The sequence below is a fragment of the Pseudomonas sp. B21128 genome, from assembly GCF_044218865.1.
GTDB lineage: Bacteria > Pseudomonadota > Gammaproteobacteria > Pseudomonadales > Pseudomonadaceae > Aquipseudomonas > Aquipseudomonas iridis.
Genome location: NZ_CP162590.1, coordinates 5,295,527 through 5,309,428 on the forward strand (window position 1 = coordinate 5,295,527; position 13,902 = coordinate 5,309,428).

Annotated in this window: 9 protein-coding genes; 6 read left to right on the forward strand and 3 right to left on the reverse strand. The window is 59.2% G+C overall.

Features of this window, described 5'->3' with window-relative positions; translation table 11 throughout:
• Nucleotides 1-295 precede the first annotated feature (295 nt).
• Nucleotides 296-1,639, forward strand: a complete 1,344-nt coding sequence (gene pabB, locus AB4P91_RS23830; RefSeq protein ID WP_150597019.1) for an aminodeoxychorismate synthase component I — start codon at nucleotides 296-298, stop codon at nucleotides 1,637-1,639.
• A gap of 86 nt (nucleotides 1,640-1,725) precedes the next feature.
• On the opposite strand, the gene thrH is transcribed toward pabB, so the two are convergent.
• The gene (gene thrH, locus AB4P91_RS23835; RefSeq protein WP_150594587.1) at nucleotides 1,726-2,343 is read right to left on the reverse strand and encodes a bifunctional phosphoserine phosphatase/homoserine phosphotransferase ThrH; all 618 of its coding nucleotides are present in this window, start codon (nucleotides 2,341-2,343) and stop codon (nucleotides 1,726-1,728) included.
• Nucleotides 2,344-2,506: 163 nt separating this feature from the next.
• On the opposite strand from thrH, the gene AB4P91_RS23840 reads away from it, so the two are divergent.
• The 3 genes from AB4P91_RS23840 (at nucleotide 2,507) to AB4P91_RS23850 (ending at nucleotide 6,045) form a co-directional block, all read left to right on the forward strand.
• Nucleotides 2,507-3,241 carry a phosphoadenylyl-sulfate reductase gene (locus AB4P91_RS23840; protein WP_150597017.1) on the forward strand — a complete coding sequence of 245 codons (735 nt, stop codon included), beginning with the start codon at nucleotides 2,507-2,509 and terminating at the stop codon, nucleotides 3,239-3,241.
• A 483-nt stretch (nucleotides 3,242-3,724) separates the two neighbouring features.
• Nucleotides 3,725-5,263, forward strand: a complete 1,539-nt coding sequence (locus AB4P91_RS23845) for an NCS1 family nucleobase:cation symporter-1 (protein ID WP_395603846.1) — start codon at nucleotides 3,725-3,727, stop codon at nucleotides 5,261-5,263.
• Between the two features lie 53 nt (nucleotides 5,264-5,316).
• Nucleotides 5,317-6,045, forward strand: a complete 729-nt coding sequence (locus AB4P91_RS23850; RefSeq protein ID WP_150594584.1) for an aspartate/glutamate racemase family protein — start codon at nucleotides 5,317-5,319, stop codon at nucleotides 6,043-6,045.
• A 131-nt stretch (nucleotides 6,046-6,176) separates the two neighbouring features.
• Here the strand turns inward: AB4P91_RS23850 and AB4P91_RS23855 are convergent, their stop codons facing one another.
• Nucleotides 6,177-7,103: a LysR family transcriptional regulator gene (locus AB4P91_RS23855; RefSeq protein WP_150594583.1), complete on the reverse strand. Its 927-nt coding sequence runs from the start codon at nucleotides 7,101-7,103 to the stop codon at nucleotides 6,177-6,179.
• 127 nt (nucleotides 7,104-7,230) lie between these two features.
• Here AB4P91_RS23855 and AB4P91_RS23860 point away from each other — a divergent pair, with 127 nt between their 5' ends.
• Nucleotides 7,231-7,977 (forward strand): 3-oxoacyl-ACP reductase family protein, encoded by a 747-nt coding sequence (locus AB4P91_RS23860; protein ID WP_150594582.1) that lies wholly within the window; start codon nucleotides 7,231-7,233, stop codon nucleotides 7,975-7,977.
• Nucleotides 7,978-8,059: 82 nt separating this feature from the next.
• Here AB4P91_RS23860 and AB4P91_RS23865 read toward each other — a convergent pair whose 3' ends face one another.
• Nucleotides 8,060-8,755: an HAD-IA family hydrolase gene (locus AB4P91_RS23865; RefSeq protein ID WP_150688337.1), complete on the reverse strand. Its 696-nt coding sequence runs from the start codon at nucleotides 8,753-8,755 to the stop codon at nucleotides 8,060-8,062.
• A 245-nt stretch (nucleotides 8,756-9,000) separates the two neighbouring features.
• Between AB4P91_RS23865 and AB4P91_RS23870 the strand changes: the two genes are divergently transcribed.
• Nucleotides 9,001-13,902 carry an RHS repeat-associated core domain-containing protein gene (locus AB4P91_RS23870; protein ID WP_395603847.1) on the forward strand — a complete coding sequence of 1,634 codons (4,902 nt, stop codon included), beginning with the start codon at nucleotides 9,001-9,003 and terminating at the stop codon, nucleotides 13,900-13,902.

Here is a 13,902-nt window from a genome sequence, read left to right on the forward strand (position 1 = left end):
TAAGCGCTGAAAAGCTCCAAAGCCCCTCACCCTAACCCTCTCCCGGAGGGAGAGGGGACTGACCGAGGTGGATGTTCAAACGACATCGACCTGAAACACCGAGTCGAACTCGGGCACGAAATCCTCTTGGTCGCAAGTTGGAACTTAACCCCTGAGGAGCATGAAGATCTGCTCCCTTTACCCCTCGCCCCCGTGGGGGAGAGGGCTGGGGTGAGGGGGTAGGCTTTTGACTTTGAACTGGCCGCCGAGAGGACTACAATCCCCACCCCGCTTCAACGGCCGATCTGCCCCGCCCATGTTGACCTGTTCCGTACACCCGCTGCCCTACCGCGCCAATCCCGCCGACTACTTTGCGGCAATCCGCAATGCCCCCGGCGCTGTGCTGCTCGACAGCGGTCGGCCGAGTGCCGAGCGTGGCCGGTATGACTTGCTCAGCGCCTGGCCGCTGGAACAACTGGCCGTAATGCCGGACGAAAGCGGCAGCCTTTTCCTGCAACGTCTGCGCGATAACCTGAGCCGTTTGGGTGAGGCTGATTTGCCAGTGGGCCTCGAGTTACCGTTCGCGGGCGGTCTGATCGGTTACCTGAGCTACGACTTCGGTCGACATCTGGAACACCTGCCCAGTCAGGCGCGGGATGATCTGCAATTGCCCGACGCACGATTTGGCCTGTATGCCTGGGCGCTGATCAGCGATCACCAGACCGCCACCAGCCAACTGGTTTTCCACCCGTCCATCGTCGACAGCGAAAAGCAGCGCCTGATTACGTTGTTCACTCAACTGCCTGATGACTCGCTGGCCCCGTTCAAACTGAACAATCCGATGAGCGCCGACCTCTCGGCTGACGATTACCACCAGGCCTTCGAACGCATCCAGCATTACATTCAGGCCGGTGACTGCTATCAGGTCAACTTCGCCCAGCGCTTCCGCGCTACCTGCCAGGGCGATCCATGGCTGGCCTATTGCGCCCTGCGCGCAGCCTGCCCGACGCCTTTTTCCGGGTTCCAGAGCTTGCCGGACGGTGGCGCGGTGTTAAGCCTGTCGCCGGAACGCTTCGTCAAAATCAGTCAGGGCCAGGTGGAAACCCGTCCAATCAAAGGCACCCGCCCACGCGGTGTTACGCTGGCCGAAGACGCCGCCAACGCCGCCGAACTGCTGGCTAGCCCCAAGGATCGCGCGGAAAACCTGATGATCGTCGATCTGCTGCGCAACGATCTGGGGCGCACCTGTCGCATCGGTTCGGTGCGGGTGCCGGAGTTGTTCAGTTTGGAGAGCTATCCCAACGTCCATCATCTGGTCAGCAGCGTGACCGGTGAACTGGCGCCGGATCGCGACGCGTTAGACCTGATCGCCGGCAGCTTCCCCGGCGGCTCGATCACCGGCGCGCCGAAGATTCGTGCGATGCAGATCATCGACGAACTGGAGCCCACCCGGCGTGGCTTGTATTGCGGCTCGTTGCTGTATCTGGACGTGCGCGGCGAGATGGACAGCTCCATCGCGATTCGCAGTCTGTTGGTCAAGGATGGGCAGGTGTGCTGCTGGGGAGGCGGCGGGATTGTTGCCGATTCGGACTGGCAAGCTGAATATCAGGAGTCGATTACCAAAGTGAAAATCCTCCTTCAAACCCTGCAAAACCTCTAAACGCTTCGCGAGCAGGCTCGCTCCCACAATGGAATGCATTTCGCACGTGGGAGCGAGCCTGCTGGCGAAAGCGTCCTTCCAGGCGACTACAAACTCAGGTCGCGATTCGAGGCCTTGAGGAATTCCTGTTTCAGTTCAGCAAACGTGTGCACCGCCGGAAACTGCGGAAACTCGCGGATCACATTGTCCGGCGCATGGAACAGAATCCCCGCATCCGCCTCGCCCAGCATCGTCGTGTCGTTGTACGAATCACCCGCCGCAATCACCCGGTAATACAGGCTCTTGAAGGCCAGCACCGACTGACGCTTGGGATCCTTCTGACGCAATTGATAGCTGGTCACCCGACCGGTTTCATCGGTAATCAGACGATGGCACAACAACGTCGGGAATCCCAACTGGCGCATCAAAGGCTGGGAGAACTCGTAGAAGGTGTCCGACAGAATCACCACCTGGAAGCGCTCGCGCAGCCAGTTGACGAATTCCACCGCGCCGTCCAGCGGCTGTAGCGTGGCGATCACTTCCTGAATGTCCGAGAGCTTCAGGCCGTGTTCATCGAGGATGCGCAGACGCTGCTTCATCAACACGTCGTAATCGGGAATGTCCCGGGTGGTGGCCTTGAGGGATTCGATTCCGGTTTTTTCGGCGAAAGCGATCCAGATTTCCGGCACCAACACCCCTTCAAGATCCAGGCAAGCAATTTCCACAAGACACTCCCGTTTGTATTGATTATTGAGTCGAGCGACGCCGAACTCTAGCGGCTCCACCACAGCCGTGCAACGCACAGCACGCGCCAACCGGCGCAGCTTTTTGTTACCATCGCCGCCATATAGAGCGCCCAGCGCCACCGACCTGTAGGAAGCCGCCCTGATGAGCCCAACGTTCGATGTCGTGGAACTCGCCACGACCTATGCCAACAAATCCGCTCAGGACATCCTGAAACTCGCGTTCGCCGAGTTCGGCGATGAGTTGTGGATATCTTTCAGCGGCGCCGAGGATGTGGTGCTGGTGGACATGGCCTGGAAGCTGAACAAGAACGTCAAAGTGTTCAGCCTCGACACCGGCCGCCTGCACCCGGAAACCTATCGCTTCATCGAGCAAGTGCGCGAGCACTACAAGATCGACATCGAAATCGTCTCGCCGGATTACACGAAACTGGAACCGTTCGTGAAGGAAAAAGGCCTGTTCAGTTTCTACAAGGACGGCCATGGCGAATGCTGCGGCATCCGCAAGATCGAGCCGCTGCGACGCAAACTCTCCACCGTCAAAGCCTGGGCCACCGGCCAGCGCCGCGACCAGAGCCCGGGCACGCGCAGTGCCGTTGCGGTGATGGAAATCGACAGCGCATTCTCGACACCGGAACGCACCCTGTACAAATTCAACCCACTGGCTCAGATGACCAGTGAAGAAATTTGGGGCTACATCCGCATGCTTGAGCTGCCGTACAACAGCCTGCATGAACGCGGTTTTATCAGCATCGGTTGCGAACCTTGCACCCGCCCTGTCCTGCCGAACCAGCACGAGCGCGAAGGCCGCTGGTGGTGGGAAGAAGCGACCCAGAAGGAATGCGGGTTGCACGCGGGAAATATCATCAGCAAGGCTTGATTCTGCAGGCGAGCTCCTACCCTCGCCTGAGACGCCCACTCAAAACGTGTACACACGAATGTCACCATCGGTGCCATTTATGTGTGCACTTTTTTATTTTTGCGCCCTGAAAAGTTACACGCCCTCCAGACCTTCTTACTCTCTGGCGTCCGCCAAAAATCTTCACAAAAAATAAATACCTGTTCGACCGGTCAATTTTTAACCAAATATTTTCAACAACTTAACCGTATTCGATAACTTTTCGAAATGAGCGGTGCGTTCCATAGATCGATAACTGGCACAAATCTGGCTTTGGTGCATACATGTTTTGTATACAAAAGTGCAAAACATAAACACTTTCGATCCGCAAGCCTGAAGCGCCCTATCCCGTACAGGCTGCAGATGCCCCTAACCTGTGATGGTTTCACTGCCGCGACGAAGATTTGTCGAGCCTGACGGCTTATGCACAGTCATCGCGGCCTTGAACATCAGGAGCCTGCCGGAATGCGTACAAGTCTCTCGAATAACATCGCGCTGAATCTGCCCGCCTCTGCACTCGATCACCCCTCCCCCCACGACGGGCTGGTCGAACCCCTGCAACTGAGCCCCCGCTTGCACAACAGCGACCTGGCACCGACCAAGGCCGAGGGTCGACGCTGGGGCAAGTACAGCATCTTCGCCCTGTGGACCAACGATGTGCACAACATCGCTAACTACTCGTTCGCCATTGGCCTGTATGCCTTGGGGCTGGGTGGCTGGCAAATTCTGTTGTCGCTGGGGATCGGCGCAGCGCTGGTGTACTTCTTCATGAACCTGTCCGGGTACATGGGGCAGAAAACCGGTGTGCCGTTTCCGGTCATCAGCCGGATCAGTTTCGGTATCCACGGGGCGCAAATTCCTGCGTTGATCCGGGCTGTTATCGCCATCGCCTGGTTCGGCATTCAGACGTATCTGGCGTCGGTGGTGTTTCGCGTTTTGCTCACGGCGGTTCATCCCGGATTCGCCGAGTACGACCACAACTCGATCCTCGGGCTGTCGACGTTGGGCTGGGTGTGTTTCGTGGTGATCTGGCTCGTGCAACTGGCGATTCTCGCCTACGGCATGGAAATGGTCCGCCGCTATGAAGCGTTTGCCGGGCCGGTAATTCTGGTGACCGTCGCGGCCCTCGCCGCCTGGATGTACACGCAGTCCAACGCGACCATTGCCTGGTCGACTCGCGACCCGCTGACCGGTGGCGAGATGTGGCGCAACATCTTTGCCGGCGGCGCGTTGTGGCTGGCGATCTACGGCACGCTGATCCTCAATTTCTGCGACTTCGCTCGCTCCTCGCCGTGCCGGAAGACCATCAAGGTAGGAAATTTCTGGGGTTTGCCGGTGAACATTCTGGTGTTCGCCGCGATTACCGTCCTGCTGTGCGGCGCGCAGTTTCAGATCAACGGCCGGATCATCGAAAGCCCGACCGAAATCATCGCCTCGATTCCCAATACCTTCTTTCTGGTTCTCGGTTGCCTGGCCTTCCTGATCGTCACGGTGGCGGTGAACATCATGGCCAACTTCGTCGCCCCGGCGTTCGTGCTCAGTAACCTGGCGCCGAAGTACCTGACCTTCCGCCGCGCCGGGCTGATCAGCGCAGCCATCGCCGTGTTGATCCTGCCGTGGAATCTCTACAACAGTCCGTTGGTGATCGTGTATTTCCTCTCCGGTCTCGGCGCCCTGCTCGGGCCGTTGTACGGCGTGATCATGGTCGACTACTGGCTGATCCGCAAAGGCCGGATCAATGTCCCGCAGCTCTACAGCGAAGATCCCAACGGCGCTTATTACTACAGCCACGGCGTCAATTTCCGTGCAGTGGCGGCGTTTATTCCTGCCGCGCTGATTGCCATCGTCCTGGCGCTGGTACCGGGTTTCCACAGTGTTTCGCCGTTCTCCTGGCTGATTGGTGCCGGGATCGCCGGAATGCTCTATCTGATCATCGCCAAACGCCAGCCTGACTACGTCGACGTCAGCGGCGAATGCATCGCTGTCGACAACGTCTGCCATTAACTTCCTCGCGGCCCGGATTGCGGGCCGCACACTGCCCGCTATAAGGACTCTCCATGCGCATTCTCGTGGTCAACGTCAACACCACCGAATCCATCACCGATGCCATCGCCCGCTCCGCGCAGGCTGTCGCGTCACCCGGTACGGAAATCGTCGGCCTGACGCCCTACTTCGGCGCCGACTCGATTGAAGGCAACTTCGAAAGCTATCTGGCGGCTATCGCCGTGATGGACCGGGTGATGGCCTACGACCAACCGTTCGACGCGGTGATTCAGGCCGGTTACGGCGAACACGGTCGCGAAGGTTTGCAGGAATTGCTCAACGTGCCGGTGGTGGACATCACCGATGCGGCGGCCAGCACCGCGATGTTTCTCGGCCATGCCTATTCGGTGGTGACCACGCTGGATCGCACCGTGCCGTTGATCGAGGATCGGCTGAAACTGTCAGGGCTGTGGGATCGTTGCGCGTCGGTCCGGGCCAGTGGTTTGGCCGTTCTGGAGCTGGAACACGAACCGCAACGGGCGCTGGAAGCCATCGTCCATCAGGCTGAATTAGCCGTAACGCAGGACAAGGCCGAGGTGATCTGCCTGGGTTGTGGCGGGATGGCCGGGCTTGATGAGCAGATTCGCCGCCGCACGGGCGTGCCGGTGGTGGATGGGGTGACGGCGGCGGTGATGATTGCGGAATCGCTGGTGCGTTTGCGGTTGTCGACGTCCAAGGTGCGGACTTATGCAACGCCGCGGCCGAAGACGATTATTGGCTGGCCAGGGCGGTTTGCACGCTGAGAACCGAGTCGACTTATTCGCGAGCAGGCTCGCTCCCACAGGATCAGTGTTGGTTACAAATATGTGGTCCGACGCAAAATCTGTGGGAGCGAGCCTGCTCGCGAAGGGGGCAACCCGGCCCCAGGCCTTGCTCAAAAAGCACTGAACCGCCGAGCCAAGCCCTGCTCTACAAACTGCTCAATCATAAAATCGACAAACGCCCGAGTTTTGCCCGGCAACAATTTATGCTCGGCGTAGTAGATGGAAATGTTGCCGTCATCGACGAACCATTCCGGCAACACCCGCTGCAATGTGCCCGCCTCCAGATACCCCACCGCAAACGGCATGCTCACCAGTGCAATCCCGAGCCCTTGCGCAGCCGTGGCGCAGGCAGCCTCCGAATCACTCATGGTCATTCGCGTCTTGAGGGTCAAGGCTCGACAGAGCTGACTGCCACTACTGATCAATTGCCAAGAGCGCACTCGACCGGTTTGCGGCGACCGAATCAGAATGCCATCGTGATATTGCAGGTCGTCCGGTTCGACGATCGCTTCGTGCTTTTGCAGATAGTCAGCAGAGGCCACCAACACGCGATGCGCGGGTGCCAATCTGCGTGCGACGACGCCTTGGGGCAATTCAAATCCTCCGCCAATCGCTGCATCGAACCCCTGCCCGATTAGATCGACCTGACGGTTATCGAAATGCCAGTCAGGGTTGATCGCCGGAAACCGACGTAAAAACGCTTCCAGCAACGGCACGACGTACAAACGCCCGAACACGGTGCCCATACTGACTTTCAACGTTCCCGCTGGCAGGCCTTCGACACTGGCCAGATTCGCCACTGCGTTCTGGATCGTGGTCAGACTGGCACTGACCTGACTCAAAAACAGCTGGCCCGCCTCCGTCAGCGCCAAGCTGCGGGTGCTGCGCTGGAACAACCGCACGCCCAGCCTCGTCTCAAGTTTCGCGACACTTTTACCGACCGCCGCCGGGGTCAGGCTCAAGCGCCTTGCCGCTTCGGCGAAGCTGCCGACTTCGGCGCTGCGCACAAAGCATTCGATACTGCTGAACGTTTCCATGATCGCCACTATAAACTTCTGGTTTACACAGACTATAGCAATCATGGGCTACACGGTTGTGGATCAGAGGTCGATACTCGACTCCAACAACAAGGCAGTCCCGCCTTGAATAGTCTGGAGATCGAACATGACCACTCAACACCTCAGCGGCAAAGTCGCTCTGATTCAAGGCGGATCCCGCGGTATCGGCGCCGCCATCGTCAAACGCCTGGCCGCTGAAGGCGCTGCAGTAGCCTTCACTTACGTCAGCTCCACAGCCAAGGCTGAAGAGTTGCAGAACAGCATCACCGCCAACGGTGGCAAAGCCCTCGCGATCAAGGCCGACAGTGCCGACGCCGACGCCATCCGCCATGCGGTCAGCAGCACCGTCGAAGCCTTTGGACGTCTGGACATTCTGGTGAACAACGCTGGTGTTCTGGCCATCGCGCCATTGGAAGATTTCAAGCTGGAAGACTTCGACCAGACCCTCGCGATCAACGTCCGCAGCGTATTCATCGCCTCGCAGGAGGCCGCCAAACACATGGGCGAAGGCTCGCGCATCGTCAACATCGGCAGCACCAATGCCGACCGCATGCCCTTCGGCGGTGGCGGTGTTTACGCGATGAGTAAATCGGCACTGGTTGGTTTGACCAAAGGGTTGGCCCGTGATCTTGGCCCGCGCGGCATCACCATCAACAACGTACAACCTGGCCCGGTCGACACCGACATGAACCCGGCGCACGGTGACTTCGCCGAAAGCCTGATTCCTTTGATGGCTGTAGGTCGTTACGGCACCGCCGATGAAATCGCCAGCTTCGTCGCTTATCTGGTAGGCCCGGAAGCCGGTTACATTACCGGTGCCAGCCTGACCATCGATGGTGGTTTCGGCGCCTGATATCTCTCGATCGACTGTACGAAAAACGCCGCCCCTCCTTAAACGCAGGGGCGGCGTTTTTGTTTATCGGGTGATCGCTCGATCAGGTCCATTCCAGTGCCGGCAGGCCACAGGCGCTCGGGACAAACCCTTTCAACGACCGAAGAATACCGTCGGCGTGTGCGTATTTTTCGTCGGCCATGGCCGCGTCGGGAATGGCGATGGCCGTCATGCCCGCCGCTTTCGCTGCGGTCACCCCAAACGGCGAATCCTCGAACACCAGACAATCTTCGGGCGCGACACCCAGACGCCGGGCCGCGGTGAGGAAAATATCCGGCGCGGGTTTGGCTGCGCCGACTTCCGGATCGTCCGCCGTGACAATGAAATCGAACAGCGCAAACCACTCGCGGTGCAACGTGGTCTTCTGGCCGAACGACTGTCGTGACGAACTGGTGCCCACGGCGATGGGAATATTGTGGGCCTTGAGGTGACGAACCAGCTCTTGCGCGCCCGGCATCGCCTGCGCGGTCGGGAAACGCTCACGCATCAACGGCTCACGGATCACCAGAAACTCTTCGGCAGTGATCGGCAGATCCAGCGCTTGCACCACATAGTTCGCCAGATCGTTGGCACCGCGGCCAATGATGTTCTGCTTGACGCTCCAGTCGAAGGTGCGTCCGTAACGCTCGGCAATCATCGAGGTGACCTCGGTGTAAATGCCTTCAGTGTCCAGCAGCAAACCGTCCATATCGAAAATCACGGCCTTGATCGGGCCGAACGCCTTCAGCGGTGCATTCATCATCGGATCCGTTATCAAAGACAGCCCAGGCGGCGGGTAGCGCCGCTGCTCGGATCTGATTAATGGGTTCAGCAGCATAACGAGCACAGCCGACATTGAGCAACGGGCAATGTTTGTTGAGGCGATGAACTACTCGCAGGCAAATAGCGAAACGCCCTACAGATATTGCCTACCTTCCCGACTTCTTTCCTTTTTGATCCCCCGCAAAGTCCGCGCACCTTTTTCACATGCGCGAGTGACTACGAATGCTCCCACCCGATCGGCTTCTGCCCCTGAACAACAGCATCGGCCTGCTGGTGGTTGCCGCCCTTAATCCCGAGCACCCGGACTTCGAAACCCTGATCCGGGAGTTTCGCCTGTGTCTGAACAACTATGAAGCCTGGGCCGAACAGTTCTGGATGGGCTCGGTGCTGGATATCGAGCAGGTGTTCAAAGTCGGCAACGACGTCAACCTCAGCGCGCCCGTCAACAGCCGTAAACCCATCAGCTCTTCAGTGTTCATGTGCCCGGCCAGCGGCCCCTTGACCCTGGTGCACATGTTCGAAGCCGCTCGTTTTGTACCGATCGGCAACACCCCGCTGACACTCGAGCCGGTGATTGCCGACGTCGGCGGCGTTTTCACCTTCGGCGAACCTCAACATTATGAAATCGGCCCGAGCGGCATTCTGGAGCTGAGTGATTGCGACCGGGGCCAGCGTTATCGCATCACCTTCTTTCCTGATGTTTCCACCCGGCATGTGCGGGCGCTGTATGCCTCTTATGAAAGTGTCATCAGTGGTCTGGAAGACTGGTTACGCGGTGAATGGGCAGGGTTTCAGCCGCTTTGGAGGGAGTTTTCCAGCGCCGGATTTCTCGAGCGTTTCGGTCAACTGCAACAGGCCGATTGGCGCGGTTTCGAAAATGCCTTGCACGGCGTCTGGGATGACATCAAACAGCTATTCGCCCTGCTCGCCGACTTGCAGGCCAACAGCGAAAAGCTTCTGGATTATCTGAGCGACATTGAGCTGGACGCTTTGCTGCAGGCTTCCCACGAGGCGATTGCCAACGGCCTGTTGATGCTCAGCGACGAGCCGCTTTTGTTCATTCATCTGGCGGCGTTCACCAGTTGGCTGAAGATGCTGCCGCCGCAATACCTGGCGGAAGTGGTCGCAGAAGTCCGTGTCGAGTTGTTGGTCAGTTTCCTGTTGATGCGCGTCTCTGGTGGCATTGGCGTGCAACTGCGGTTGAGCAGCAAAGTGCTGGCGAAAATCAAATCGCCGCGCGCGCGGGAATGGCTGGCAGCGTCTGCTTTGCGCCTGGCGGAACTGAATTCCTCGCCTGACTTGACTCGCCATGCCGGCGTTTTGAAACCGCTGGTGCTCAATGTGCGTGACGTTGAGCTGAAACCGACGCCGTCGATTCCGCTGGACATTCGTCAGGCCGATTCCGTGATTTTGACGGTACCGAATCCGGCCCCACTCGTACGGGACAAGTCGCATGGCATGAGCCGGATGGAGCGTCATGACCCTCACGATGACGCGCCCGACCCGGCAAAAAACCCCAACGGCAACAGCGCCGATTGTGTGCCACTCACCTGCAAAAACGGCTGCCCGGTGTCGATGGTCACCGGCGAGGAACTGCTGACCCTGACCGATGGCGTGCTCGACGGGTTGCTGCCATTCGAATTCACCCGGCTGTATCGCACCAGTGCCGCCGAAATCGATGTCGGGCTGGGGTTTGGCTGGAGCCATTCGCTGGCGCATCGGCTGGAGTTCGATGGCGATTGTGTTGTCTGGGTTGACCATGAAAACCGGCGTACGCGGTTCCCGTTGCCGAGTGTTGAGCGCCCGGCGATTCATAACAGCCTGTCGCGGGCGGCGATTTTTCTCGGGGATGAACCGGAAGAACTGATCCTCGCGCTGGCGGGGGATACGGCGCGGTTTTATCACTTTCGAGCCGGGCGTCTGACGGCGGTCAGTGATGCCTATGGCAATCGTCTGCGCGTTGTTCGGGATCGGCAGGATCGGGTTCAGCGTCTGGACAACGGCGCGGGTCGGGCGTTGTTGTTGCGTTATGACCGGACGCATCTGATCGCGGTTGATTACCAGCGTTTTGACTCGGCGCTGAACCTTGCCGAGCCTTGGCACACCGAACACACCCTCGTCAGTTATCGCTACGACGCCTATCAGCGTCTGGTCGAGGCGACCAATGCTGTTGGCGACAGCGAGTGTTACGACTACGACGATCAGCACGTCATCCTCCAGCGGCAGCTCACGGGGGGCGCGAGTTTCTTCTGGGAGTGGGAACTCGCTGGCAAAGCTGCCCGTTGCGTGCGGCACTGGGCGTCGTTCTCGCAGATGGACACGCGCTACGTCTGGCATGACGACGGCAGTGTCGTCGTGCATTACGTCGATGGCACCGAAGAAACCTACGTCCACGACGACCGCGCACGACTGGTGCGAAAGGTCGAGGCCGACGGCGGCGAACACCTCAAGGCCTACGACGGTTCGGGCCGCTTGGTCGCCGAGCAGGATCCCTTAGGCGCGGTCACCGAATACCGCTACGACGATGTCGGACGGCTGATCGCGCTGCTCCCGCCGGACGATGTGCCAACGTCCTACGAGTACCGCAACGGTTTCCTGCACAGCCGTTCCCGGGGCGACGCGGTATGGACCTACCGGCGCAATGCCCAGGGCGATGTCACTGAGGCGGTCGATCCTGATGGTCAGGTCAGCCATTACCACTACGACGCTCGCGGGCAGTTGCTGTCGATCCGTTACCCGGACACCAGTCGACATGTGTTTGTCTGGAACACCCTCGGTCAGTTGGTTGAAGAAACCCTGCCCGATGGCGGTGTGCGGCGCTTTTCCTACGATGCACTGGGGCGCAGGACTACCACTGCTGATGAACACGGTGCGGTCACGCGTCAGCATTGGGACGCCATTGGCCGACTGATCCAGACAACTTCTCCTACGGGCGCCACCCGCGCCTACAGTTATGGCGCCTACAACCAGGTCACCGCCGAGCGCGACGAACTCGGGCGCATCACCCGTTTCGAGTATGACGACGACCTGCACCTGGTCTCGCGCCGGATCAACCCCGACGGCACGCGGGTGCAGTACCGCTACGACCATGCGCAACTGCTGCTCACCGAAATCGAAAACGAGTCTGGCGAAAAGTACCGACTGGACTACACGCCGACCGGACTGATCCGACAGGAAACCGGCTTTGACGGGCGGCGTACGGCCTACGGCTACGACCTCAAGGGTCATCTGCTGGAAAAGACCGAGTTCGGCGATGACGGCTCGGTGTTGGTCACGGGCTACGAGCGCGATGCGGCCGGGCGCCTGCTGGTCAAGACCTTGCCTGACGGGGGCAAGGTCATCTACCAGTACGACCGCCTCGGTCGGCTGACTGGCGTCGACGACGGCCAGAAACATCCGCTGGCTTTCGAATACGACCTGCAGGACCGGCTGATCACCGAGCATCAGGGCTGGGGCACGCTGCGTTACGCCTACGATGCCTGCGGCCAGCTCAAACGCATGCGCCTGCCGGACAACAGCAAGCTCGACTATCAGTACGCCAAGGGCGGCGCACTGACCGCCATCCACCTCAACGGCGCGCCGCTGACGCAACACGTCTACCAGTCGGGCCGCGAACAACAACGTCAGCAAGGCCTGCTGCTCAGCGAATATGCCTACGACGATCAGGGCCGATTGCTCGCCCACGCCGTAGGCCATCAGCACGATTCGCTGTACCGCCGCGATTATGCCTACAGCGCCAACGGCAATCTGGAGCACATCGCCGACACCCGTCATGGCCAACGCACCTACGGCTACGACGCTCTTGACCGCCTGATCCGCGTACGCCACTCACGCGACGAACTGCCGGAATCCTTCGCCCATGACCCGGCCGGCAACCTGCTCATGCAGGACCATTGCGGCCCGAGCCACATCAAGGGCAACCGCCTGCTGATGCAGGGCGACCGCCACTACGACTACGACGCCTTCGGCAACCTGATCCGCGAACGCCGCGGCACCGCACAGAAACTCGTCACCGAATATCGCTACGACTGCCAGCACCGCCTCATCGGCCTGACCCGCCCCGACGGCAAAATCGCGACCTACCAGTACGATGCTTTCGGCCGGCGGATCAGCAAAACCGTCGACGGCGAAAAAACCGAGTTCTTCTGGCAAGGCGACCAGCTCGTCGCCGAAAGCAGCAAAACCCAGCACCGCAGCTACGTCTACGAGCCCGGCACCTTCCGCCCGCTGGCACTGCTCGACGGCAAAGGCCCAAAAAAGGCCTGCCCGTTCTACTACCAACTCGACCACCTCGGCACCCCACAAGAACTCACCGACTACAGCGGTGAAATCGTCTGGTCGGCGCAATACGACGCCTACGGCAAAGTCGCCGCAATCACCCTGGCTGGCGAGGAATACCTGGACCAACCACTGCGGTTTCAGGGGCAGTATTTCGACGCGGAAAGCGGGCTGCACTACAACCGGCATCGGTATTACGACCCGCGACTTGGGCGGTATCTGACGCCGGACCCGATCAAGTTGGCGGGTGGGTTGAATCAGTACCAGTACGTGCCGAGTCCGACGGGGTGGGTTGACCCGTTGGGGTTGAGTTCCAATTGTCCGCCGCCGGGTAAGCCGGGTTGTAGGGTGCCGGGTGATGTCAGTGGCGCTAAGGTAGATGAGGGTGAGCCTGCGCTGCCGGCTCCAGAGCTCACAGCCGAAGAGAAAGCCAAGAAAGAGATTATAAGATTGAACGACAGTCAGGGCATGCATATGGTTGGAAAGCATGATCCAGAGATTTCAAATGCCAAGTGGAAGCAGCGAGCTATTGATGGTACGAATCCAATAACAGGGAAAACACCGAAAAACAGACAGGGAAATCCAAGTTCGAGGTTTCATAGTTTCGAACTAATGCTGAAGGCCTATACTCTTGGGACTACGCGAGTTGAAAATGGCCTGCCACGGTTCACGGGAAAAGATGCTCAATTGGCAGACATTGTGAGGATGGATCTTCCGGGTGCGGGAGAGGGGTACATACCGAACTCAAAATCTGTTCAGAATCCCAAGCTAATTAAAATGAATAGATTTGAAATGAAATTTGATAAAGAAACAGGTATTCCATTCACGCTTTATCCTATTAAGTAG

Bases quoted from the DNA above. Each gene is read 5' to 3' on its own strand.
- pabB (WP_150597019.1), top strand. From the start codon at position 296: ATGTTGACCTGTTCCGTACACCCGCTGCCCTACCGCGCCAATCCCGCC.
- AB4P91_RS23840 (WP_150597017.1), top strand. From the start codon at position 2,507: ATGAGCCCAACGTTCGATGTCGTGGAACTCGCCACGACCTATGCCAAC.
- AB4P91_RS23845 (WP_395603846.1), top strand. From the start codon at position 3,725: ATGCGTACAAGTCTCTCGAATAACATCGCGCTGAATCTGCCCGCCTCT.
- AB4P91_RS23850 (WP_150594584.1), top strand. From the start codon at position 5,317: ATGCGCATTCTCGTGGTCAACGTCAACACCACCGAATCCATCACCGAT.
- AB4P91_RS23855 (WP_150594583.1), bottom strand. From the start codon at position 7,103: ATGGAAACGTTCAGCAGTATCGAATGCTTTGTGCGCAGCGCCGAAGTC.
- AB4P91_RS23860 (WP_150594582.1), top strand. From the start codon at position 7,231: ATGACCACTCAACACCTCAGCGGCAAAGTCGCTCTGATTCAAGGCGGA.
- AB4P91_RS23865 (WP_150688337.1), bottom strand. From the start codon at position 8,755: ATGAATGCACCGCTGAAGGCGTTCGGCCCGATCAAGGCCGTGATTTTC.
- AB4P91_RS23870 (WP_395603847.1), top strand. From the start codon at position 9,001: ATGCTCCCACCCGATCGGCTTCTGCCCCTGAACAACAGCATCGGCCTG.